Below are 21,214 nucleotides of genomic sequence, written 5' to 3' on the forward strand. Positions count from 1 at the left end.
ATGTCCAGGGCTAAATCCAGTCGTTCATACGCGGTAAAAAACTGGGCAAGCGAATAAAGTGCCTGATCATTTAATGTAGCGGTACTCGTAGCCGGAGATTTAACAATAGACCGCCGACATTTATTTTTTTGTGAATTCCTCAATATTTCCTAGCTTCATCATCCAAAACCCCATAATTATAAACGACGCATTAAAGTTTCCTTGACCGTAGTACGGGTTTTGTATACTTCTCATCTATTTTTAAATATCATTACCGGTTGAATCTGCTGCTGCCTCGGCAACAGGTTGCATGTGCTGTAACGTAGAATGAAAAACTTATCATATTAATTACCCCAAATGCTGACGAATGGCAGCAATTAACAGTTATTGCCCCTAATCAGACAATGTTGCATATGCATTTATGAAAGAGCATATCATCATAAAAGTTGTCAGAGAAGTGCTGGATCAACTACCTGCACCTATTCCATACTGGATGGACTTTATCAACGATAAAACAATTGTTGTTGAACGTTTCCATCCTGATGTGGACAGGCTATTTGATGAAGCGAACTACAAGTTCTGGGTCACCAGGGAATACAAATCCCAATCCAGGGATAGAGTATGGAGTGCCGACGAAATGAATGCTAACCTGCATTGCACCTTCCGTCTTATCCTACAACGCGACGGAGCATTACCTGAACAGACTATCAAACGTATACAACATCTCCCTTTCATTGCAGAAGTACGAACCTTATTGCTCGGCACTACAGAGTTTCCCGGCGAAAAAATTGCCGGTGCTATGACCGTTGTCTCAGCAGATCCGGGTGAAATGATCTATCTCCCCTATGCAAAAGAATGGACCAGGGGAGTGAATAACGTACGTGTGGCGGTGCTGGACACAGGCGCCAATTTCAGTCACCCGGAACTGGAAAACAAGATCGTACTGCGCAGGAACTTTGTAGATCTCCAGGGACTTGATACTTCTTCTTTCATAGGAGACGTACTAAATATTAATGCGCTTCCCGAAGACCAGGTCGGGCATGGCACGCACGTATCGGGCATCCTGGCAGCAAAAGGCCTTCGCATGAATGAAGGCGTCTGCCCTTCCTGTTCACTGATGGTGGTCAGGGTACTGGCAGCCATGAGAAGCGGCAACAAAGTGGTGGGCGCCGGCATCGTGGACAACATCAACAATGGAATAAAATGGGCGGTAGATAATGGTGCAGACGTGATCAACATGAGCCTCGGCATCAAACATTCGGGCGGTGGACTTCCTCATGAAGATATTGTCAAATATGCCATCAGTAAGAACGTTACCATTGTTGCCGCCAGTGGTAACGACGGCAGTCCTGAAAAATATTACCCCGGCGCTCTGGAAGATGTCATAGCTGTCGGCGCTGTAGACAATTCCGGGCAGATGACCGGGTTCTCTTCCTATGGCGCTGACATCACGGTAGTAGCACCAGGCACTAACATCTACAGCTCTTATCTTAACAATGGTTACGCACTCTCGTCCGGTACATCCCAGGCATCGCCCTTCGTGAGTGGCGCCGTGGCCTTGCTAAAGTCTTATGCGTACGAAAAAGGCAAAAAACTTACAAATACGGACATCACTTATATACTTCGGAACACATCAGACAGGCTTACCAGCAAAGTAAGGGATCAGAAAGCCGGATACGGTCTGCTTAACCTGGCAGATTCATTCAAATTGTTAAACGATATGTTATCATAAATTTTTTAAACATTATGTAATGGCAACGCTAAACTTTTTCCCTTCCACAAATGGCGTTAAAATACGCAGAACTAACATTACGACTAATGGTATCACTGCTGACATTGACAGTCATGTGAAGGAGCAGCTGACATACCTGAACGATTTGCTGGGTAGCCCCATCTATATCAAAGAAGGAGGCGACTTTCAGACCGTAGATGGCACGTCAATAAGCGAACTTGTACAGCTGCCATTGAAAGCAAGAATGTATGGCAACAGCCACAAAAGAGAACAACAATGGCAGGATGACAGTCTGCTCAACGTTATATACAAAACGATCAATAATTCCAAATATGATAAGATCTACAGCATTGAGGAATATATTGATGCGGAAGATAAACTGTCATTACTGAAATTCGATTTCAAAGACCGGCTTAACAACAACTGGAATAACCTGGATCTGAACACCCGCAGCATCCTCAGTTATCCCAACATTGTCAACTACCTGCTGGCCTTTGGCTACAATGCCGGATATACAGAAATTAACGGGCTTACCAATTTCATCTTTGGTAACAAGTACGGCAACCGCAATGTGATCGTCTATACACAGATCAGTGCCTCCCGCCAGTATATCCACGAGGAAAGGGTGAGCGTAGAGTTTAATAACGAAAAGAATCCGGTTATTACCGATATACTCAAAGGCAATCCATCCTTTTCGTCTCTTTCCTTCAGCGCATTTGTAACCAAAACGCTGGAGAACTATGTAGATAACAGCAGTGAACTGGATATACTGAAAGATTCCAAGTATTATCCTGTCATCCCTCCCAGTATGATCCCGAAGCTGATCAAACAGATCAAAGCTTCCATTCTTCCTGTAACAGACAGCAATATTGATATTCTGCTGCCTATCTTCATGAATGAAATTGAAAATACCCCGGGGTGGGAAGACGATACGACAGACACGGACGGGAGCGCACCAGACTATAGTGTAACCTTCCTGGATGATGATGCAGCCACCGTACAGGTTGTTTCTGATAATATCCGCTGTGCCGCACAGATGTTCTACTCAATGACACTGGGCGAAGAACTCGACATCTTCAGTGTGGTCAATTTCTTCACACATAAGTTCATGGTGAGAGGTAATATCCAGATCTCCGATGCACAATTACGGGAAGACCTGCAGATGTATGTGTTCTCTAATAAATTCACACATCCAAAAACCGGTAAGATCATTGAACGTACCCGTCCTGCGGAGCGTCGCATGTTCTACAAACAGGTGTTCAACTATGGCAATGCGCCTGTGACAGACGATGTGGTGGTGAACAAAGAATTCCCAAAATACTGGCGCATACTGATCATGGAAGTAGCGCGCTATATACAACGTGCGCAGGACAGTCCTAATCCGGAAAGCTATGTATCCCGTCAGACGGTTATGCAGGCAGTGGAAGATCTGCAATACAACCTGTCTACCCATTGCTCGGGTATGGCAAACGTCATATCGCCGATCATCTACGATGAATTATACTTCGTTATCAAACGCATACTGAATCATCCCGAAATAGTGAAACAACTTGTTCCTGCCGGTGGCAACTGGTGGAAAGTGGTAGAAATGCTTTACGAAGGCATGAAACATCAGCGTCCGAAAACAACCATTCACTACAACAAAGCCAAGCTGGGCTACGAAATCCTCAACTCTATCGCAGATTACAACCCAAGCACCTTTGAGGATGATAAACGCTTCTCTGCATTCATCAGTAATGTGGATGCCTTTATCATCAGTCAGGCGCAATTGCAGCAGAAAGAGGAAGATGAGCATGAAGAGAGAGACAACCGGGACTACCGTCGCCGGGACAGGCATGTTGAAAAAGAAGAGGATGATGAACCCACTGACAAAGCACCTGCACCGCCTTCTTCCACAGGAAAAGATGAATGGGACTTTTAATTCAATTGCTAACTAACAAAATGTACTATCAGCTATGGCTATTAATGTAATACCTTCCAGGGCACAGATCAAAGAACTCGCCCGCGCACAGGCAAGAGAAGTGTTGGGTAGCAGTGATGTGTTTAAGACGATGTCCCTCGATGATCAGAAAAGTATATATCTGTCGCTCATAGACGACTATACTGCCAGGCAAATGCAGAAACATGGCCTCGAAGAAAGTATGGCCACAGATAGCGGCAAGCAAATGGGATACAAGGGATATGACCCGGGTTTCCAGGGCGATACCAGGTCGTTCAAGGAACTGGTGGATGCCGTCGACTTCCCGAAGTTCGTGGCCGATCTGCTGAAAGCTGTATTTGATGCGAACCTCAAGGTGATGAAACAACAGACCGACAGCTACATCAAACTAATGAAGGAAGCTACCAAGTCTACTGCAGATTTCATCAAAAAGATAAAGGATGACGATGCCTTTGCCACACTTGCTGAATCGCGCAGTGACAAATATAATGTGATCACCGAGAAACAGGCAGACGGCAGCTCGAAGCTGGCGCTCACTAATCCTGAAGGTGAAAAGCATGACATGGAAGATGCAGAGGTGAAGAAACACATACTGGAGGCAAAGATCAACATGGCGAAAGAACACCGTGCAGCATTGAGAGAAGTACTGCTCATGGGTGTAACCCGTCTTGTAGTGGAAAAAGGTGAAATTGACGCCCAGGTAGAGTTCTCCATTAAAGCTACCCGTGCCAGTTCAGCGCATCATGATGATCAGAATATCAACACTGTTAATACCCACTTTGAAGCAGATGGCGGTATACTCGGCGCCATATTTGGTGGTCCTTCCGTTACCACAGACATCACCAACACCAATATCCAGGTGAATACATCCGACAAAAAAGCGACGGACGATATGACGGCTACACTTAAAGGGCATGTCAATATCAAATTTAAAACAGACTACTTCAAACTGGACAATTTTGCCAATATGTATGCTGATGGTGGCGTAGCTGCACTGAAACCGGCGGGCAATACTCCGGGTATAGCCGCGCCGGCAGCTCCTGTTGCACGTTAATTAATAATTACCTGCTATGGCCCTGGCAATTTTACAATGGGAATCCGCAGATAGCCAGCACTATCGTTTCACGATAGATATTGGCACCAATACCTGGTATCGCTTTAAAATAGGCAGGCAGATAATAGAAAGGGCCGGTATCAAATGGGTGGATGGGATCTCTAAGGTCACTCCTTTTCAACAAAAGAAGAAGCTCACTTTCCTGGGCGACAGTCAGGAGGAAATAAGGATACCCAAAAACTATTTTGACGGCGAGCACTGTTACATACAATTGTTAAGTGCGAAAGACAGGAATGGCACCTCTCCTGCTGTGTCGAATGTGATCAGGGTCCCGGCAGGACTGCAGCATGTAAATACAGGACGCTTTAATATTTCATCTTCAGCAAGTATTGATATGCAAACTACAGCCTTCAACCCCATCAGGAATATCTCTCACGAGCAGCAATACCTCTCTCAACAGGCTTCCATAGAAGATATATTGGGTAGTCTGGTGCGGGCAGTTTTGCCTGTGGCAATCAATATGCTGACTCCCCAGGCAGGTGCAGGGAATAATACGCCTGCTTCCGGCGGCAATATCTCTTCGCAACAACCTGCCAATATGCTGACGGGACTGCTGGGCGCGATCATGCGGGCGGTAGCTCCTGCTATCTCCGGGCTTAGCGGACAACAATCTGTCAGCACGGCCCAATCGCAGGACAACAGGTTTTGTGCTGGTATTTGTGCCGACAGTAATACATCAACGGAAGCTAACCAGTTCTCAAAGCCATTCGTATTCGGCATTGACGACGCCTTGCTGGCATCCCTGGCAGGGCCCCTTATTCAGCAGGGTGTACAATTGCTGCCGCAACTCATCAACGCTGCGAATCAACACAAACTACAGACGCTACAGGCAAATAATCAGCTTATGACCACCCTTGCAGGTGATGTACAGCGACGGCTGATGCTCCAGCAATTGTTACAGAACCAGCAACCCGGGGCAGCGCCCAATGTCGACCCCGCGGCACTGGCGCAACTGATCGCACAATTGCAGAATGCACAACCGGCAGCAGCGCCTGCAGCAGCGCCTGCGAACGTGGCCACGGCACATTCGCTTATGCAGAACAACACTGCCTATACACTGAGCAATGGCGTGATACTTACCTTCGAATCATTGAAACTGTCCGCTTACAATGGCAAGCAGCTACCCTTGCTGCAGCAGGCAGATAAGCTGTTGTTTAAACTAAAACTGAACGTCGGCCAGGCCCCGAAAAATCCGCTGCCAAAGGCTATCTATACTTTCTATTTCAAAGATCCGGTGAGCCGTCAGCTTTTGCTGGAGAAAACTTTTAAAAAGAAAGATATCCAGGCCAATACAAACGTGGATTTTGAATTCATGAAGAGCGAATTATTAAGTCTGCCGCTGTATAAAGACCTCGAAATATTTGCAGAAGTGCGCTGGAGAACTTCCAGCGGAAAAGAATACAAGGCTATCGGCAATACGCCTGCCGTGTTTGTACAAAATTATTTTGTGCAACAACAGGGAAATGCGGTATCCTCAGAAAAGGAACTGACAGACATGAAGGTCTACCGTTCCTTCTGGAACAAAATATGGCAGTCGCCTTCTCTCGGTAAATCGAAATCCCTCTGGGAATTAAATGTCGATACCCGTTATACGGTGTCACTGTCTGCAGAACATACGGCAAATGGTATTACAGGCACCAAGCTGGCTGTCGATGCAAAAGATAAGGAAAGCCTGACAGATACTACCTCGGGCAAAATGAAGGCCGGCATAGAACTGAGCATTTCAGAATTAAATAAACTGCTCGACGGATGGGATGGCAATAAACCGCTGGACGATGAGCAACTGGCGGCTATCAAAAATACAGGCTTCGCAAAGTCTAATCTTTCGGAGATGATCTATAACATTAAAATGAAAGGCAGGACCTATGAACAGGGCATGGTATGGGCAGTTCCGGTATTCAAGCTGTTCGAGATCACACTTGGTAAAGTTGATTCACTTACACCGGATGGATATGTAAACGAGATCAGCAGCACGAAAGTGAAATTCCCCCTGCCTGTCAGCGTGAGAATACTCGGCATTAAATCCAATAATCAATAGTTTATGATACAACCATTCCGCTATAGCCTGTCGGAAGATGACAGCGAAGAAACACCGGCGGCAGAAACACATACAGCGCCTGACGCTGAATATGTATTTGATGGATATGATATAGAACTGAATGTGAAAGTTGTACTAAATCCTGTCAATAAAACCAATCCCTCATGATAGATGAAGTCTTTCTGCCACTGAACAGTATCATTGATAAGATACTGGATATTCCCGGCGAATTCACCGATGAGGAAAGCGGGGTACATAGTTATATATACGAAATAGAAATCGGTACCCCTGTAGAACTGGACATCAGCACAAATGACGATGGAACGGTGAGGATCGGTACTGTACCGCCCTTGTACAGGGTAGATACCAGCTTCCGTCCTTCTTATCACAGCATTACTATAAAAGCTGAAAAATATACAGCATCTGACGATGGCGAATGAAAACAAATACTGGAACCTGGAAGATTTTGTCGACTCTCTTGTAGTAGAGCTGGACAAAACGCGTGAAACACTGGCTATCAAAGCTATCAACAAACCTTTGACCTATACGGTCAAAGACCTCGCCATAGACCTCAATATCTTTCCCACTTTTGACGGAGATCAGATCAGGTTCATTACAGCACAACCTGGCCAGGAAGGAGCATCGAAGGTGAATATCCAGCTAGGGTCTATTACCGACCAGCAGGTCAGGGCTACCACCAAAATAACAGGCTTAAAAAATGATACCAAGATAGAAGAGATCGGTGTGGACACCAAGACACAGAAAAAGCTGCGCAAACTTGGTGTGAGTTCTGTAGATGATCTGCAGGCAGTAGAGAAGAAACAGGTAGATATTCAACGTGCAACTGATAATGAGATCGATTATAAAACGCTGGCCAACCAGATACAGAAGTCGAGAAGAAATCAGACACCGCCAAAAGTAACAGCTGTCAGTCTTGCGCTGGATGAAAATAAAAGGCCCTACCTGCATGTACGGGGAGAGAATCTCACATTAGACAAGCAGTATGCACCGGTAACTGTCATCAATAGTACACTTGCCGAAGTGATGGAGTTCAGTGCCAGTGAGCTGAAGATATTACTGAATAAAGAGCATATCACACAGCAGGAATCTGAACTGATCATGACCTTCGATCCCTACACCCTTGTAAAAATGAATATCAGACTTTAAACGTACAGGCATATGAAGAAGAAACAAACTCCTTACTCCTGTTATGAAGACCTGCTCCGTGATTATTACGGCGGGCATCACCGTCCAAAAAAGAAAAAACAGAAATCGCTGACGCAGAGCTTTGACAATGGAGAGGTGCTCACTGTTAAAGATAATGTTCCGTTTGAGGAATACGTTGTGGCGGCATCTGCAGACAGTAACGGGGAGATCTTCGAAGAATATGTAGTACAGGCATCTGTTGTAAATGATGAAAGCCATTTTGAAGAGTATGTATTACAATCATCTACAGAGGAAGAGAATACATATGTTCCCATGTATACGCCACCTGCTGCACCGCCGGTAAGTGAGCACCAGGAACTGCAGACGAGCGTACTGGATCCCTTCTCGATGGAAAAAGCCGTTGCAGATGAAGCAGCTGCTGCGCCAACGTATTCGCCTGTTCCGGCGCAGCACGATGATGGAAGTCCGGATACGGCCGCTTTGCTGGAAGACATCAAACAAATGCGGGGACCTAATGCCCCTGAGCCCCCGGCACAAGGCAGCGGTTCTCTCTCTTCAAGAGAAGAGGAGATCGTTAATGATCTGCAGGCCATTCTTTCAGGCAAGAAGGTATATGACCCGGCTGCAAAAAAGACCGTTAACCGGGAAGATGTAGGCAAGCAACAATCCGTTGAAGAACCGGCGGCTCCGAAAGCCAACGATCCTGGTTTCAAAAATGAACATGCCATATTTGACCGCATTGCGCAGAATATGAAGTTTGCCAACGCTTATAACCTGGGTACCATACAGGTAGATGCACAGGAACTAACCAACCGGTTCAATGACTTCGACAAGATGATGGAAGCTCCTCCTCCATCGGCACCTGCCAGGAAAACTGCGCCGGCGCCGGCGGGTAAGAAAAGTGAGGAAGAACTGAACCCGCTGGAGTTTCTGAATGACCTGGATGATATTCACAAGTATCAGCGTCAGCAACCAGTAGCGACCGTCACACCTGAGGAAGCGGCGCCCAGTATGCAGATGAGCCCTCCGGATACCAGTGGTCCCAACTGGCCGCCACGCCCTACCAGTATTCGTCCGCTGACCGCCGCTGAACGCGCCGCACAATTTGGCACCTTCACTTATGAAGCGGATCCCTCCACCTTCGGCGGAGATGGCATCCGGGTAACGAACAGCTGGGCTGCAGACAACATTGTGCGGGTAAGCATTCCCCAACTGAATGGTAAAAAGATCGGCAACCAGGTCATTCAGAATGGTGTCATCAACTTCCATAAAGCAGGGGAAGAAAGATTGAAAGCATTGTGGGCCGCATGGGAAGCGGCTGGACTGCTGGACAGGATCCTGACCTTTGAAGGCGGATATGCTGCCAGGTATATCCGCGGCACCCAGAACAGATCTCCAAGACCGCTCAGCAATCACGCCTGGGGCACCGCTTTTGATATCAATGCCGGCACAAACGGATTTGGACAGGAACCTGCCCTGATGGGGAAAAAGGGATGTGTGAGAGAGTTGGTGGCCATCGCCAATCAACAGGGTTTCTTCTGGGGCGGACATTTCAAAGGCAAGAAGGATGGGATGCATTTTGAACTAGGTAAAACACTGTAATTTTTTCACAATACTCAATCCGTTCTAAAATGGAAAATCGTTTCTTTGAAGTAAGCAACCTGCTTGGCGCCGGAAGACGCAGATCAAATGGTTATGCCAGATCTGCTTCTATTGTGGAAAGATTTGCCAATTCATTCGATGCGGTGGATTATGAGATTCCCGGTACAGTGGATGTCATTAAACAGCCTTCCGGGCTGGTATGCTGGGCTACAGTGGCCACAATGATGATTTCCTGGCGCGACCACCGTTCTACTTCTATTGAGACTGCAATAGGCGCAATCGGGGCTAATTATCTTGCCAAATACAAAGCCAATCAATGGCTGCTGGCTACAGAAAAAGTACCCTTCCTGAATAAAGCAGGCTTCGAATTCAAATATCCCCAGAGTTTAACCATTTCGGGCTGGGAACAGCTCCTGCGTACTCATGGTCCCATTTGGGTGACTACGGCAGAAGGTTCTGACGCCAAATTCGGCATCCATGCACGCATCATGACGGCCATTAAAGGCGATGGTACTCCGCAGGGCACTACACTGACCATCATAGATCCCGGCACGGGTACTACCTATCCGGAAAAGTTTTCTGACTTCCTCGTGAAATTTGAAAGGGAAGTGCGCGTCAGCGATGACTGGGATGGCAGGATACAGATCGTACACTGGCCGGCAGGCGTATCTGCAGCCCATTCTTTTTCTGCATTTAATACAGCGGTATCGTTCTCTACCATTTCTACCGGTGGTGTTGATCTGATCAAGAGACTGGAAGGTTTCCGGGCCAGGAAATACAATGATCAGGCAGGTCATTGCACTATTGGTTATGGAACATTGATACATAAGGGTAACTGTAATGGTGCACCTTCTGAACAACCTTATGAAAACGGGATCACAGATCAGCGGGCTACGGAACTGCTGATGGAAAGGATAAGTGATTTCCAGCAGACGATCAATCAACAGGTATTGGTGACGCTGAATCAAAACCAGTTTGACGCACTTGTAAGCTTTGTATATAATATCGGCTCCGCCAATTTCAGGCAATCCACCTTACGCAGGCTGCTCAATCAGGGAAATTATGGTGCGGTACCTGGGGAAATGCGAAAATGGGTAAAGATCAGGCAAAATGGAGCACTGGTGACGTCCCAGGGCCTGGTCAACCGTCGTAATGCGGAGATAGAAATGTGGAATGGCGGCGCCAGCAATGCACAGTCATTCCCCTTGGAGAACCGTGCATTCTTCTCCAACGACCTTACTGTACAGGACGACTTTATACAACAATATGCACAGAATGCAGTAGACAGCATGCGCCAGACGCGCGTACCTGCATCAGTAACGCTGGCACAGGCTGCACTGGAATCCGGCTGGGGCAGGCATGCTCCCCGTTTTAATTTCTTCGGTATCAAGGCCGGCTCTTCCTGGGGCGGAGAAAAACAGCTGCTGACTACGACTGAGATCCATAGTGATAACGATCGTAGTCGTCACCCCTATCCGGAGATCATATCCATTGAACAGTTTACAGATGGCAATGGCAACACGCGCTATCGCTGGAGGGTAAAAGATTACTTCAGGGCTTACGCCAATGCTGTAGAAAGCTTCAATGACCATGGTAATTTCCTGGTCAACAACAGCAGGTACCGCGAGGCCTTCAATCATACAGATGACGGGCGTCAGTTTGCCCGTGAGATAGCCCGTGCGGGTTATGCCACTGATCCTAATTATGCGAATGTGCTCATTTCTATCATAGAGCATAATAACCTCCTGCGTTTTGATGCCGCTACGCCTGCAGCATCAGGCGCACAAAGCTTCAATGGTTTCGCCACCGCCAAGGGGCTTACCTTGCAGGAGGTAGCGGGAGATATACTGTCTAATCCCGGTCGTGTACTGATTCCTGCTAATATCCGGCAACAGCTGGAGCAGATCAGGGCAAATGGCACTTATACATTAAACAATAACACCTTTACGCCGTCATTGAGCCTGCTGCAAAGCATTTCACAAATGCTTTATTTCTCCCTGGATCACAATAGCAGCGCGAATCCGGCGTTTGGCATACTCAGTTATATCAGACCGGCATCCTCCCATCATTCCAACGGCACTGCTGTTGACCTCACCCATATTGATGGCAAGCGAATTGATGTGCGTAATCAGCAGCAATGCCTGGATGCCGTGGTAGTGGCTATTAATAACCTGGCGCCAGGTAGTTATGCACTGGGATTACCAAGACCGCCTTATGCGGATGGCGCAGGTGCAGACCATGACTTCAATACTTATAACAGGCATATCACCGTATATGCGAATACGCAGCCTCCTACGCTCCTGCCGGAATATCAAAATCTGAACACCACCGGTAATTTATTCCTGCCTAACCGCTGGAATGAACACTCTCCTACCGGTAGTGTTAACGGAGACCTGGGGCATATTGCCAATGAAGCGTCCAGGAATACCCTGCGTACTGCGATTACCAATGCGCAGGCAAGAGGTGCAAATATCAGGTATCTGTTTGCCGATGCGCTGGATCATTTGCATATACAGGCGCTGTAGGTGTGGTAGGAATTAACAGTGTATCAGGAAGCCTGTTACGTATCAACTGTAGTAGCTAATAAAAGTTTGGGCTGGTCTTTTTGAGGCCGGCCCTTTTCGTTGCTTAAAGAGGCCTCTATTTAGAAGGCTAATATATCATTGGGTATGTGATCGATTCTTACATTAATCGAAAATTCCTAAATTCGCTACGTTTTCTTTTAAATATGAAGCAAGTCCCTTTGACTTCATGAAACATTGATAAATAAACCCTTCCCCTTATGGCGATGACCTTAAGTGATGCTATTATTAAGTGCCTGGATGAAATTAAGACCCCTGCTAACTATATGCAGGTTTATAAAAAAATTGTAGAAGATCACTTATATGATTTTAAAGAAGCTAAGACTCCTGCTTCAACAGTTTCCGCATTATTAGGCAATTTTATCCGTAACCGTGATTCCAGAGTGAAAAGGATTCCTCAAAAGGGTGGGAATTTTACTTATTTCTTGTCGAAATATGAAAGTGAGATAAGCCTCGAAGCGCTTGAAGTGGTGGATAATGAACCAAAATATAATTCAGTGCAAGAGCCCACTACGATTTATGGTTTTGAAGAACGGAGCTTGCACAAACTATTGAGTAGCTTTCTTAACTCTTCAGGGATATTGTCAAAAACAATATTCCACGAACAATCTAATTCCAAAGATAGTCATCAAAAATGGATTCATCCGGATATGATCGGCATCCGCTTTCTGGCTTTACATACAAAGACAAGTCAGTCGCTCATGAAAGCGATTAACAGGAAAGGCATATTTGAATTAATGGCATATGAAATAAAGAAAGAAATAAAAACAGATTATGAATTGAAAAAATGCTTCTTTCAGGCTGTTTCTAATTCGAGTTGGGCCAACTATGGATACCTCGTAGTATTTGAAATCAATGACATTTTAATGGATGAGATCAAACGCCTGAATCAGGCCTTTGGCATCGGCATTATACGACTAAATGCCAATCCATTTGAGAGTGAAATTATTTTTCCCGCAAAATACAAAGAACTGGATTTTATCACGATTGATAAGCTTTGTAAAATTAATGCCGACTTTGAAAAATTTGCCGAGCACGTAGAAAAATATGTAACTGCTGACAACAGGTACGTCTCTGCATTAGAAAAAGAGCTCGCAGATTTTTGTGATCCTTTCTTTTTGTCTGAAACAGCATCGAAGGCGTATTGTATAGAAAAGAATATTCCGGTGGACAATATACCTGAAGAGAGCAAAGTATCTTAGCCAAACAGTATTTAATATTCCAATCCAAAAAGGTTTTTTACATGACTGAGGCTTTCTCAAACGGTGCTGCAACTGTTACATTACCTCCAGATTCAAAACCGCGCTTTTTAAATTAGCCTCTACCCAATCAACAACTTATGACAGGCCAGGAAATGATCGCATTTAAAACAAAACTGAAAAAGGCCGGCGAGCTATTGATAACAGAACGGATCGCTATCGCCAAATCGGCCGTTGATAACGCACAGGAGGCAGCGAATAGCGAAGATAAAAGTTCGGCAGGTGATAAATACGAAACGGGAAGAGCGATGGGCCACCTGGAAAAAGATATGTATGCACGGCAACTGGCGGAAAATATCAGGGAGCTGGACAAATTACAGAAAGTAAATACAGATATTATTTATACTACAGCTCAAACGGGGGCATTGATCAGGTGTAATGCTCATTCCTTTTTTATTGCAGCCGGATTAGGCAAACAGGTGATAGATGATCAGACGATTTTCTTTCTTTCACCTGATGCCCCACTTGCAAAAGTATTGTTTCAAAAAAAAGTGAAAGATAGCTTCCTGTTTAACAAAACAGATACGGTGATCCTGGAGATTTATTAACGCTAAGCACGACATCATCTAACAAACCGGCCAGGTATGGTTCCAGGCCGGTTTGTTAAGTTATAACCGGTAAGCGAGTGATTTCTTATGCTCTGCTGGTTGTAAGAATGCAGCAGGTGCATCTTTTTCCACCTTCACGCCTTCCGTATTGATATTGCCTGCAGGAATATCGATCTTGATACCGGAGATCTTGTTGGCAGTACGCTTAAATATAACCTGTCCGCCGTATTGCTCTACATTAAAGGTATCTGCCTTCTGGCGGCTCAGATCTGCGCTTCCGGCACGGCCACTAATAGTAAGGATACCATCCTTCAAAGTCACTTTCGCATCGTCCGCATCGTCGCCTCCCGCCATTCTGTAAGTGCCAACATATTCTGTCAGATCTTCCACACGGATGCCTTCCACGTCTATGTTACCTGCAGGGATATTTATTTTGATACCTGATATCTGTTTAGCAGGGTTACGCAGGAATATTACCTCGCCGCCATATTCATCAACAGAGAAGGTATCAGGTTTCTGCATGCTGAGATTGGCACTACCCGCCCGGCCGCTGATATTTAATTTATCTTCTACCAGTTCTACTTTAGTATCTTCCGCGGCATCTCCCTTACCTATTTTATAAGTACCTGGATATTCTGTTAACGAACTTTTCTGGGCATGTACCGCGAGCGTCATGATGAGTGCAGCGAATAATAAAGCATGTTTCATAAATGAATAGTTTAAGCCGGGAAATTAGTATGGTAGCTGGAGCCATACAAGAAAACAAGTATGAAATAATTGTTATAAATGTGTTATGCAAACATAAGGTATGCAGCTGCGGTGTATCTGCGGAGAAGGGGAATAAAAAAGGCGCCAACTTTCGTCGACACCTCGATTTTTTAAACTACTTAAAACATTAGCTCTCCCGTAAATGGATCTATCGTAGTAGCAATAGGAGGATCAACCAGATAAGGGATAGCATTGACTGTATAGCCACCGCGAACATAGGCTGATGGAATCGCCAACGGAATACCGGCCGGTCCAAGAAATAATAGCCCCCCTACAATATCCACCACCCTTCCCGCGGTGCCTTTAATATCTTTATTTGTTTCAAGACCAAAGTCGACCAGGTCAAAAGACAGTCCATTGCGTTTTAAAGGGATAAAACCATTCCATTTAAACCGGTATAGTCGTCCCTGGTGGCACATGCCCCATGGCTCTTTAATAACATTGCTTGTACTATCGTCATGTAAATGGTAAGCGACTATTTTATTGTACTCCATGCTTACTCTAAATTTTCTGACAGATGGTGCATTTTTCAAGAACTCTCTGTAACTGGTATATATGCCATCCGTCAATGTATCAGCGCTATATATCGGCTGTTTATAGCGTTCCCATGCCTTATTAACTATCTCCTCTTTTGAGTGAAATGCTACAGTCAGCCTGGACTTGTCGGCGGCCTGCATCAGCAGGTCAATTGCCTGCGCAATGTTCTCGCTATGTTTACGGCTTGCACGTTTGGTATCATTGGAAAGGGTTGTGTCTATCTGGCATGAAAGCTGGAATTGCTGATTGTCTGACGAGTGAAAACCAGCTGCTTTGATACGGACATAAGACTTGTCTAATCTTCCCCGGTCACCTATGCGAAGATATTGAATGACACAAAGCAATTCCTTACCATCCTTTCTGTACTGATCACTGTATTGCCTGTTCACATACTCCTGCAGATATTCCTGTAAAGGTTTATCAGGAATAGCAAGGGCTCTGACCTTTTCCGTTCTGTATTGTAAGGCGCCCAGGACAGCATTATCGCCACAAATGGCAAGTACCTGGATATTTTTAACAGGCATTGCAAACTGATGAACGGGAATATTTACATCGAGCTTTATGATTTCGCCCGGCGGTTGTTCCGGTTCAAATGTGAGATTGCCAACATTGGTGGAGTCCTGAGCTGACACGAGGGCAAATTGGAATAAAAACAATGCGGCTGTTAAGAAACGTTTCATTTAATTTCATTGAAAGGGATAGGGGCGCAAATATACGAATATAATTAGTTGATCGTCATAGGGGTCGTTCAAATGAACAACCCTTGTTTTATAAAGAATTTAAAAATTTCAGATATAGTGGCACGCTTCTTTCAATCCATTCAGGCGATGAGTTTAGTTCAATTCCGTAGTATGCAAAAAGCGGTTGATAATCTGCCTTAACATATTCAAAACTGAGTTCGAAAGGACGCGTTAATTCTGCCAGCGTATATTTATACCTTTCTGCCGGGCTATACTCATGTTCATCGACACCCGCTGATATCGCCAGCGCAATTTTCTTTCCCGACATCTTATACCCGCTCTTACTTCCATAAGCCCAGCCGTGCGTCATAACTTCGTCTAGCCATTTCTTTAAAAGCGGAGGGCAGTTGAACCAATAATAAGGAAATTGAAATACAATCTTGTCATACTGCTCAACCAGCTTTTGTTCTGCCAGCACATCAATTCTCTCATCCGGATACACTTCATACAACCGATGAACGACATATTTGTCAGGGTATTTCTCCAGCTCATCAATCCATCTTTTGTTAACAGCCGAGTTTTTAATATCGGGGTGGGTTACGATCACCAATGTTTTCATCTGATTAAAAATTTTCTGCTGCAATATTAAAGTGCTTAGCACTAATTTTGCACATTAACAACCTATTGTACGGTACTATAAAAAATGTCAGTATGACAAAGATAAAGGAAACATCCACCAACTTTGCCAATAAACAGGCCTTAGCAGATGAATGCGCTGAAGTGTATGCCGCTAACATTATAGGCGGACAATGGTCATTGGCTATCTGTTCCTGGTTAATAAACGGGAAGCTCAGATTTGGAGAATTGAAAAGACGATTGCCCAACATTACCGAGCGTATGCTAACCTTGCAGTTGCGAAAATTAGAGGAATATAAGATTGTCAGGCGGACAGTTTTTGCAGGAGTTCCACCAAGGGTTGAATATGAACTGACGGAAATTGGGTATGAGCTGAAGGATGTTATTAAACAACTGGAAAAATGGGGGGAGAAACATAAGAATTTGATGTAAAGAAGTACCCTCCCCCGTGGCTTTTTTGGATTTATTGATGTATCATTGTCCTACTTTAAATTACCCTTATGTTTAAACATCCCTTTTCCTTTGAAGGCAGAATTGGAAGATCAGAGTATGCCATTACTTATGTTGCCTATATTGTATTTGCCGTGATTGCTCAAATACTTGCCGAATCTTCTCCATTCTTTGTAATTCTTTATATTCCAACGCTTTGGTTGCTCTTCGCGCAGGGTTCGAAGCGTTGTCATGATCTTGGCAAAGGTGGTGGCTGGCAGATCATCCCGTTTTATGTTTTTTGGTTGCTATTTCAACCGGGAGACGAGGGAGCAAATGAATATGGATTCCCAAATTCTCATCCGAAGGATAATCCAGTTAATTCGATAGAAAAAGAGATAGAATCGATTGGACAAAGTGATGTATAAGTAGTTATATTACTTAGCGTATATTGAAGGAGGCGAAAAAGCCTCCTTTTTTGTTTCGTCCTAAATCGTCCGAGCTGTGGCAGCCTGGTAGATTGAACCTGCAGCTATCCAATCAGGCTAGACAGTTGTCAAAGGACTGTCAGCTGCCCCTGTTCAGAACACGTTAAAGGAAAGTGTTAATAAGTACTACAGCTTAACTTACAGGCTAACTATGAAAGGTTTATAAATTAGCAATTCGGCTGTAACCCAGGACATAAAGCCGGCTACCGGGACGAAAAATATATTCTAAAGCATTTGCAGAACAGCACACAGACATCCTCACAATTAAATTTAGTCCAAACTGGCTAAGGATCTAAATTATCCGCATCTCCAAATTCCACATCTTCATCACTTGCTAACTTTGTCTTGCGTTATCATCTCATAGCGAAGGGATGATTTATATAAATATCCTCTATTTAAATTCGGGCCATTTAACAGGGAATGCAGATATGTTTGAATGAAACATGAGAGCAGCTTTTCAGATACTTCGAAAAAGGGCATAGTCTATCGCTCTTAGTGAGAAGTAAATTTTTTCCAAAAAACTAAAGTTTAGCTTTTGATCAAAAAGCATCTTTATTATGAAAAAATCGAGAGTTATATTATCGGTCGTATGCCTTTCCGCAATAATAGGAGCCGTACTGGCCTTTAAAGTAAAACCGGATAATAAAAGATTTATCGGGACACTGTACTGTGCTTACACGCCAACAACCAGTTGCACAGGCACAGTAACGGGAATATCCCTGAGAATAACCACAACAGGTCAGATATGGGGATATTGTACTACCGTTCCTGGCGGCATGTGTACTGCGCAGAAGTATGTAATAAACGAATAGTTGACAAAAGCGTTAATAAACAAAAAGGTTACTTCAAAGAATCCACAAAGGTGGATTCTTTGAAGTAACCTTTTTGTAATTCTATCCTTAATTTTATTTAGATATTACCAGGAGTTTAGTCCTGTATTTAATTACTATCTCTCAATTGGAAGGTCTAATTGGAACCGCAGCTTGTACATTTACATTTTGAGCAACGTCACAATATCCCTTAAAATAACTAGGGTTTGCTATCACCAAATTTTCCCACTTATCAACAGTTAGTCCTGGACCATCACTACAATAAATATGGACCCGTTTGCCCTTGCTTTCCTTAAATGCGACTCCACCTACTGCTATTGCCACTAATATAACACTAGTTAGCGCTATTTTAATCTTACCATTGAACCAAGATGGCATATTTATTTGTCTCATTTTAATAATGTCCTTTAAAATCAAAGAACTAAACTTTATGTTTAAAATTGCCTGCACATGGGGGCTTTCAAAGGTATAGCTGCAGGTTTAGCCTCCTTTGAAGCAGGGAATGAACAGATAATTAGTAAAGGCCATTTTGTATTAGCACTTATATAGCGAAGGATATCTCTCTATACCAAAGATAATAAAGCCTCCATAATGTAATTTTGGAGATAGGAGATAATTAGCTCGAAATTCATTTCAATATGCGCCGGAGTCCAATTATGATATGAACTTATTAGCTCAGATGGTACAAAAATACTGATTGATGTGATTGAAATGACAACCCGCTTTTCTCCTGAGTAGGTACGTGGGATATTCACCTATTAAAGCCAAATTATCAATATGAACGCTTCTATCTAGTTGATCGGCTTTATGGATGGCGGTTCCATACCACCAAGCGCGGGCGATATCCATCTAATTTAAGACTTGGCAATATTATATATCTTGGTCAATGAAATTACACCCTATAATCAATTACTTAGCAGAAAAAGTAATAAATTAAATTCCTTAATTTTGTATAGCTCGAATAATCATTCATGAATCAACTTGCTATAATTTCTGAGAAACTTAATGCACTGTGGACGCTATCCCGGCAAGAATCCATTTTTTTGGATGACTTGGAATTAGAGTTCAAGCAGGATCTTCAGACTTTCGTTACCGGAGAAACACTATATCTAAAAGACGGTAAAATTGTAATTGGCCGGAATCTATATAAAAGGTGGCTCCAAAAATTGCAATCAAAAGGATTTGATTACGAGATTAATTTTAAAAGCGATTGAAAGAAAAATAGAGGAATCAACATTCTGAGAAGTTCGATTCGATCGCTTAGAACCGATAAAGAAAATTGACACTTTCTGGAAGTTGTCACAGTGAGTACCACTTTATGAGTTATATTTGCTATCGACACTTTTTTCCTGAACCCCAAAAGTTTCAACCAAACTATTGTACCGCATGCGTCGCAAAGCCTTCCTTATCCCAATGCTCCTTATAATTTCGAGTTATGCATATCCACAAACTCACTGCAGCAATTGCGAAATTTTCATAAAGGACTTTGTGAATCGTTATATTCCCTCTCTCTCTAAGATCATTTGCCACGGAGATATGTCGGCAGGCTTCTTTTGTGAAGGGGATGCAGAGCCACAACTGCTTAATTGCCTTCCTGTATTAGTACACGAACAACTCCATCACTATAATAAAAGCTTGAATGAAGAATTAATTAGTGGCGCCCGTAAATATTATTTTAGTGAACGAGTGTACATTTTACAAAGAGTTCCTAATATTTTTGAGTCATCCTTAATCGCCCCCATTTTTCCAAAAAACTTAGTTGATAGTAATTTAAGGTACCAATCTTACATTATCGGAAAAAACATAACTGATCAAAACGACCCTGCTTTTAAAGGTGATTCAAGGAAAAACGGCATATATGGATTACTAGAGGAGTTATCGGCATACTACTATAGCGTATTAACCGCAGTAAAGGAATACGATTACCTTAGAACGTGTTATCCAGCTGATAGTAGTCGCGTATGGTTTGATTACATGATAAAAAGTGGCACACTAATAACTTCTTACTACGAATTCAAACTTTTCATTGCTTATTATCTTTTCGAGGCAAAAAACAATTATGGCCAAGTATATAGTCAACTGGTATCAAATAATGAATTAAAAGAATTGTATTCTAGAATTGATGAATCTTTCACTCAGATAATAAAAACTTATTGGGAAAACAGAGAAAAGATTATGAATTCTAAACAAACCATTTTAATTAAAAATAGTTATGCTTTTACAAAAGAAAATTCAAATGACCGATACCTATTACCGGATAATGATCTAAAAAAACTGCAAGCGCATTTTACTCCGGCTGTCGTTAACATGCTGAAAGCCCTACATAGGTAGAGAAGTAGCTATTTGCGAAGTTACGATCCTGTGCTTGATGTCCAGAAAAGTGAAAGTTAATGTTAAGCAAGCAAAGATCAATAGGTAATTAGTATAGATAATGACTTCGCTTATAAACAACAATCCCTTGCAGTCCTTTTTTACTATTTCATTTATGTCATCTACGCCATACTCATCATAAATATACTGGTAACCTCCAAGTTCATTTACTCTATCATTAGCCCAGAATGGAACAAAAAGCTCGGTATTCCATTTCATTGAATCAATTGTTGACATCCGAAATAAAAATCCATATAAGAAGAAACTTACTATAAATCCTATTAAAGTAATCGTCGCCAGCTTATTGGCAAATTTTACCGGCCACTTTTTTAATGTCTCTCTATTCTTCCAAGCCAAGCCTATTATGAAGAGGCAAATTGCTTCCTGCAATCCTGCAATTATCTTGAATGAAAATCCAGGAGGAAGAAATAGCCCCCCTGTTAGCAATCCAAACCCAGGAATAATCAACATCGAGTTCCGGAGCTTCTGAAACAAACTCGTCGTGCTTGCCATATA

The 21,214-nt window shown here is 43.5% G+C and carries 20 protein-coding genes; 15 read left to right on the top strand and 5 right to left on the bottom strand.

All coding sequences use genetic code 11. From position 1 onward, the window contains the following. The first annotated feature begins 400 nt into the window (after positions 1 to 400). From MYF79_RS27490 to MYF79_RS27540, 11 genes are all read left to right on the top strand, one after another. Positions 401 to 1,711: a S8 family peptidase gene (locus MYF79_RS27490; RefSeq protein ID WP_247811078.1), complete on the top strand. Its 1,311-nt coding sequence runs from the start codon at positions 401 to 403 to the stop codon at positions 1,709 to 1,711. Positions 1,712 to 1,730: 19 nt separating this feature from the next. Further along, positions 1,731 to 3,632 (top strand): hypothetical protein, encoded by a 1,902-nt coding sequence (locus MYF79_RS27495; protein WP_247811079.1) that lies wholly within the window; start codon positions 1,731 to 1,733, stop codon positions 3,630 to 3,632. 34 nt (positions 3,633 to 3,666) lie between these two features. After that, positions 3,667 to 4,704 carry a hypothetical protein gene (locus tag MYF79_RS27500; protein ID WP_247811080.1) on the top strand — a complete coding sequence of 346 codons (1,038 nt, stop codon included), beginning with the start codon at positions 3,667 to 3,669 and terminating at the stop codon, positions 4,702 to 4,704. 16 nt (positions 4,705 to 4,720) lie between these two features. Beyond that, positions 4,721 to 6,802: a hypothetical protein gene (locus tag MYF79_RS27505; RefSeq protein ID WP_247811081.1), complete on the top strand. Its 2,082-nt coding sequence runs from the start codon at positions 4,721 to 4,723 to the stop codon at positions 6,800 to 6,802. A gap of 3 nt (positions 6,803 to 6,805) precedes the next feature. Next, positions 6,806 to 6,970: a hypothetical protein gene (locus tag MYF79_RS27510; RefSeq protein WP_247811082.1), complete on the top strand. Its 165-nt coding sequence runs from the start codon at positions 6,806 to 6,808 to the stop codon at positions 6,968 to 6,970. Next, positions 6,967 to 7,242 (top strand): hypothetical protein, encoded by a 276-nt coding sequence (locus tag MYF79_RS27515; protein WP_247811083.1) that lies wholly within the window; start codon positions 6,967 to 6,969, stop codon positions 7,240 to 7,242. Before MYF79_RS27510 ends, MYF79_RS27515 begins: the two co-directional genes overlap by 4 nt. Next, positions 7,232 to 7,969 carry a hypothetical protein gene (locus MYF79_RS27520; RefSeq protein ID WP_247811084.1) on the top strand — a complete coding sequence of 246 codons (738 nt, stop codon included), beginning with the start codon at positions 7,232 to 7,234 and terminating at the stop codon, positions 7,967 to 7,969. Before MYF79_RS27515 ends, MYF79_RS27520 begins: the two co-directional genes overlap by 11 nt. Positions 7,970 to 7,981: 12 nt before the next feature. Beyond that, a complete protein-coding gene (locus MYF79_RS27525) occupies positions 7,982 to 9,571 on the top strand; it encodes a M15 family metallopeptidase (RefSeq protein ID WP_247811085.1) in 1,590 nt (529 codons plus the stop codon). 29 nt (positions 9,572 to 9,600) lie between these two features. Next, positions 9,601 to 12,096, top strand: coding sequence for a glycoside hydrolase family protein (locus tag MYF79_RS27530; protein WP_247811086.1), 2,496 nt, complete (start codon positions 9,601 to 9,603; stop codon positions 12,094 to 12,096). A 257-nt stretch (positions 12,097 to 12,353) separates the two neighbouring features. Beyond that, positions 12,354 to 13,355: a hypothetical protein gene (locus MYF79_RS27535; protein WP_247811087.1), complete on the top strand. Its 1,002-nt coding sequence runs from the start codon at positions 12,354 to 12,356 to the stop codon at positions 13,353 to 13,355. A 137-nt stretch (positions 13,356 to 13,492) separates the two neighbouring features. Then, entirely contained in the window at positions 13,493 to 13,960 is a 468-nt protein-coding gene (locus tag MYF79_RS27540) for a hypothetical protein (RefSeq protein ID WP_247811088.1), read from the top strand. Positions 13,961 to 14,020: 60 nt separating this feature from the next. Here MYF79_RS27540 and MYF79_RS27545 read toward each other — a convergent pair whose 3' ends face one another. From MYF79_RS27545 to MYF79_RS27555, 3 genes are all read right to left on the bottom strand, one after another. Continuing rightward, positions 14,021 to 14,668 carry a hypothetical protein gene (locus MYF79_RS27545; protein ID WP_247811089.1) on the bottom strand — a complete coding sequence of 216 codons (648 nt, stop codon included), beginning with the start codon at positions 14,666 to 14,668 and terminating at the stop codon, positions 14,021 to 14,023. Positions 14,669 to 14,847: 179 nt separating this feature from the next. Then, on the bottom strand, positions 14,848 to 15,945 hold the full coding sequence (locus MYF79_RS27550) for a hypothetical protein (protein WP_247811090.1): 1,098 nt from the start codon (positions 15,943 to 15,945) through the stop codon (positions 14,848 to 14,850). Positions 15,946 to 16,033: 88 nt separating this feature from the next. After that, on the bottom strand, positions 16,034 to 16,564 hold the full coding sequence (locus MYF79_RS27555; RefSeq protein ID WP_247811091.1) for an NAD(P)H-dependent oxidoreductase: 531 nt from the start codon (positions 16,562 to 16,564) through the stop codon (positions 16,034 to 16,036). A 92-nt stretch (positions 16,565 to 16,656) separates the two neighbouring features. Between MYF79_RS27555 and MYF79_RS27560 the strand changes: the two genes are divergently transcribed. The 3 genes from MYF79_RS27560 (at position 16,657) to MYF79_RS27570 (ending at position 18,310) form a co-directional block, all read left to right on the top strand. Continuing rightward, on the top strand, positions 16,657 to 17,013 hold the full coding sequence (locus tag MYF79_RS27560) for a winged helix-turn-helix transcriptional regulator (RefSeq protein WP_247811092.1): 357 nt from the start codon (positions 16,657 to 16,659) through the stop codon (positions 17,011 to 17,013). 68 nt (positions 17,014 to 17,081) lie between these two features. After that, complete coding sequence (locus MYF79_RS27565; protein WP_247811093.1) at positions 17,082 to 17,438, top strand: DUF805 domain-containing protein; 357 nt, start codon at positions 17,082 to 17,084, stop codon at positions 17,436 to 17,438. 617 nt (positions 17,439 to 18,055) lie between these two features. Further along, on the top strand, positions 18,056 to 18,310 hold the full coding sequence (locus MYF79_RS27570) for a hypothetical protein (RefSeq protein ID WP_247811094.1): 255 nt from the start codon (positions 18,056 to 18,058) through the stop codon (positions 18,308 to 18,310). Between the two features lie 141 nt (positions 18,311 to 18,451). Here MYF79_RS27570 and MYF79_RS27575 read toward each other — a convergent pair whose 3' ends face one another. Next, positions 18,452 to 18,778, bottom strand: a complete 327-nt coding sequence (locus MYF79_RS27575; protein WP_247811095.1) for a hypothetical protein — start codon at positions 18,776 to 18,778, stop codon at positions 18,452 to 18,454. Between the two features lie 936 nt (positions 18,779 to 19,714). Between MYF79_RS27575 and MYF79_RS27580 the strand changes: the two genes are divergently transcribed. Continuing rightward, positions 19,715 to 20,659: a hypothetical protein gene (locus tag MYF79_RS27580; protein ID WP_247811096.1), complete on the top strand. Its 945-nt coding sequence runs from the start codon at positions 19,715 to 19,717 to the stop codon at positions 20,657 to 20,659. Here the strand turns inward: MYF79_RS27580 and MYF79_RS27585 are convergent. Further along, entirely contained in the window at positions 20,648 to 21,211 is a 564-nt protein-coding gene (locus MYF79_RS27585; protein WP_247811097.1) for a hypothetical protein, read from the bottom strand. The genes MYF79_RS27580 and MYF79_RS27585 overlap by 12 nt on opposite strands. Positions 21,212 to 21,214: the final 3 nt, after the last annotated feature.

The sequence above is a fragment of the Chitinophaga filiformis genome, from assembly GCF_023100805.1.
GTDB classification, from domain to species: domain Bacteria; phylum Bacteroidota; class Bacteroidia; order Chitinophagales; family Chitinophagaceae; genus Chitinophaga; species Chitinophaga filiformis_B.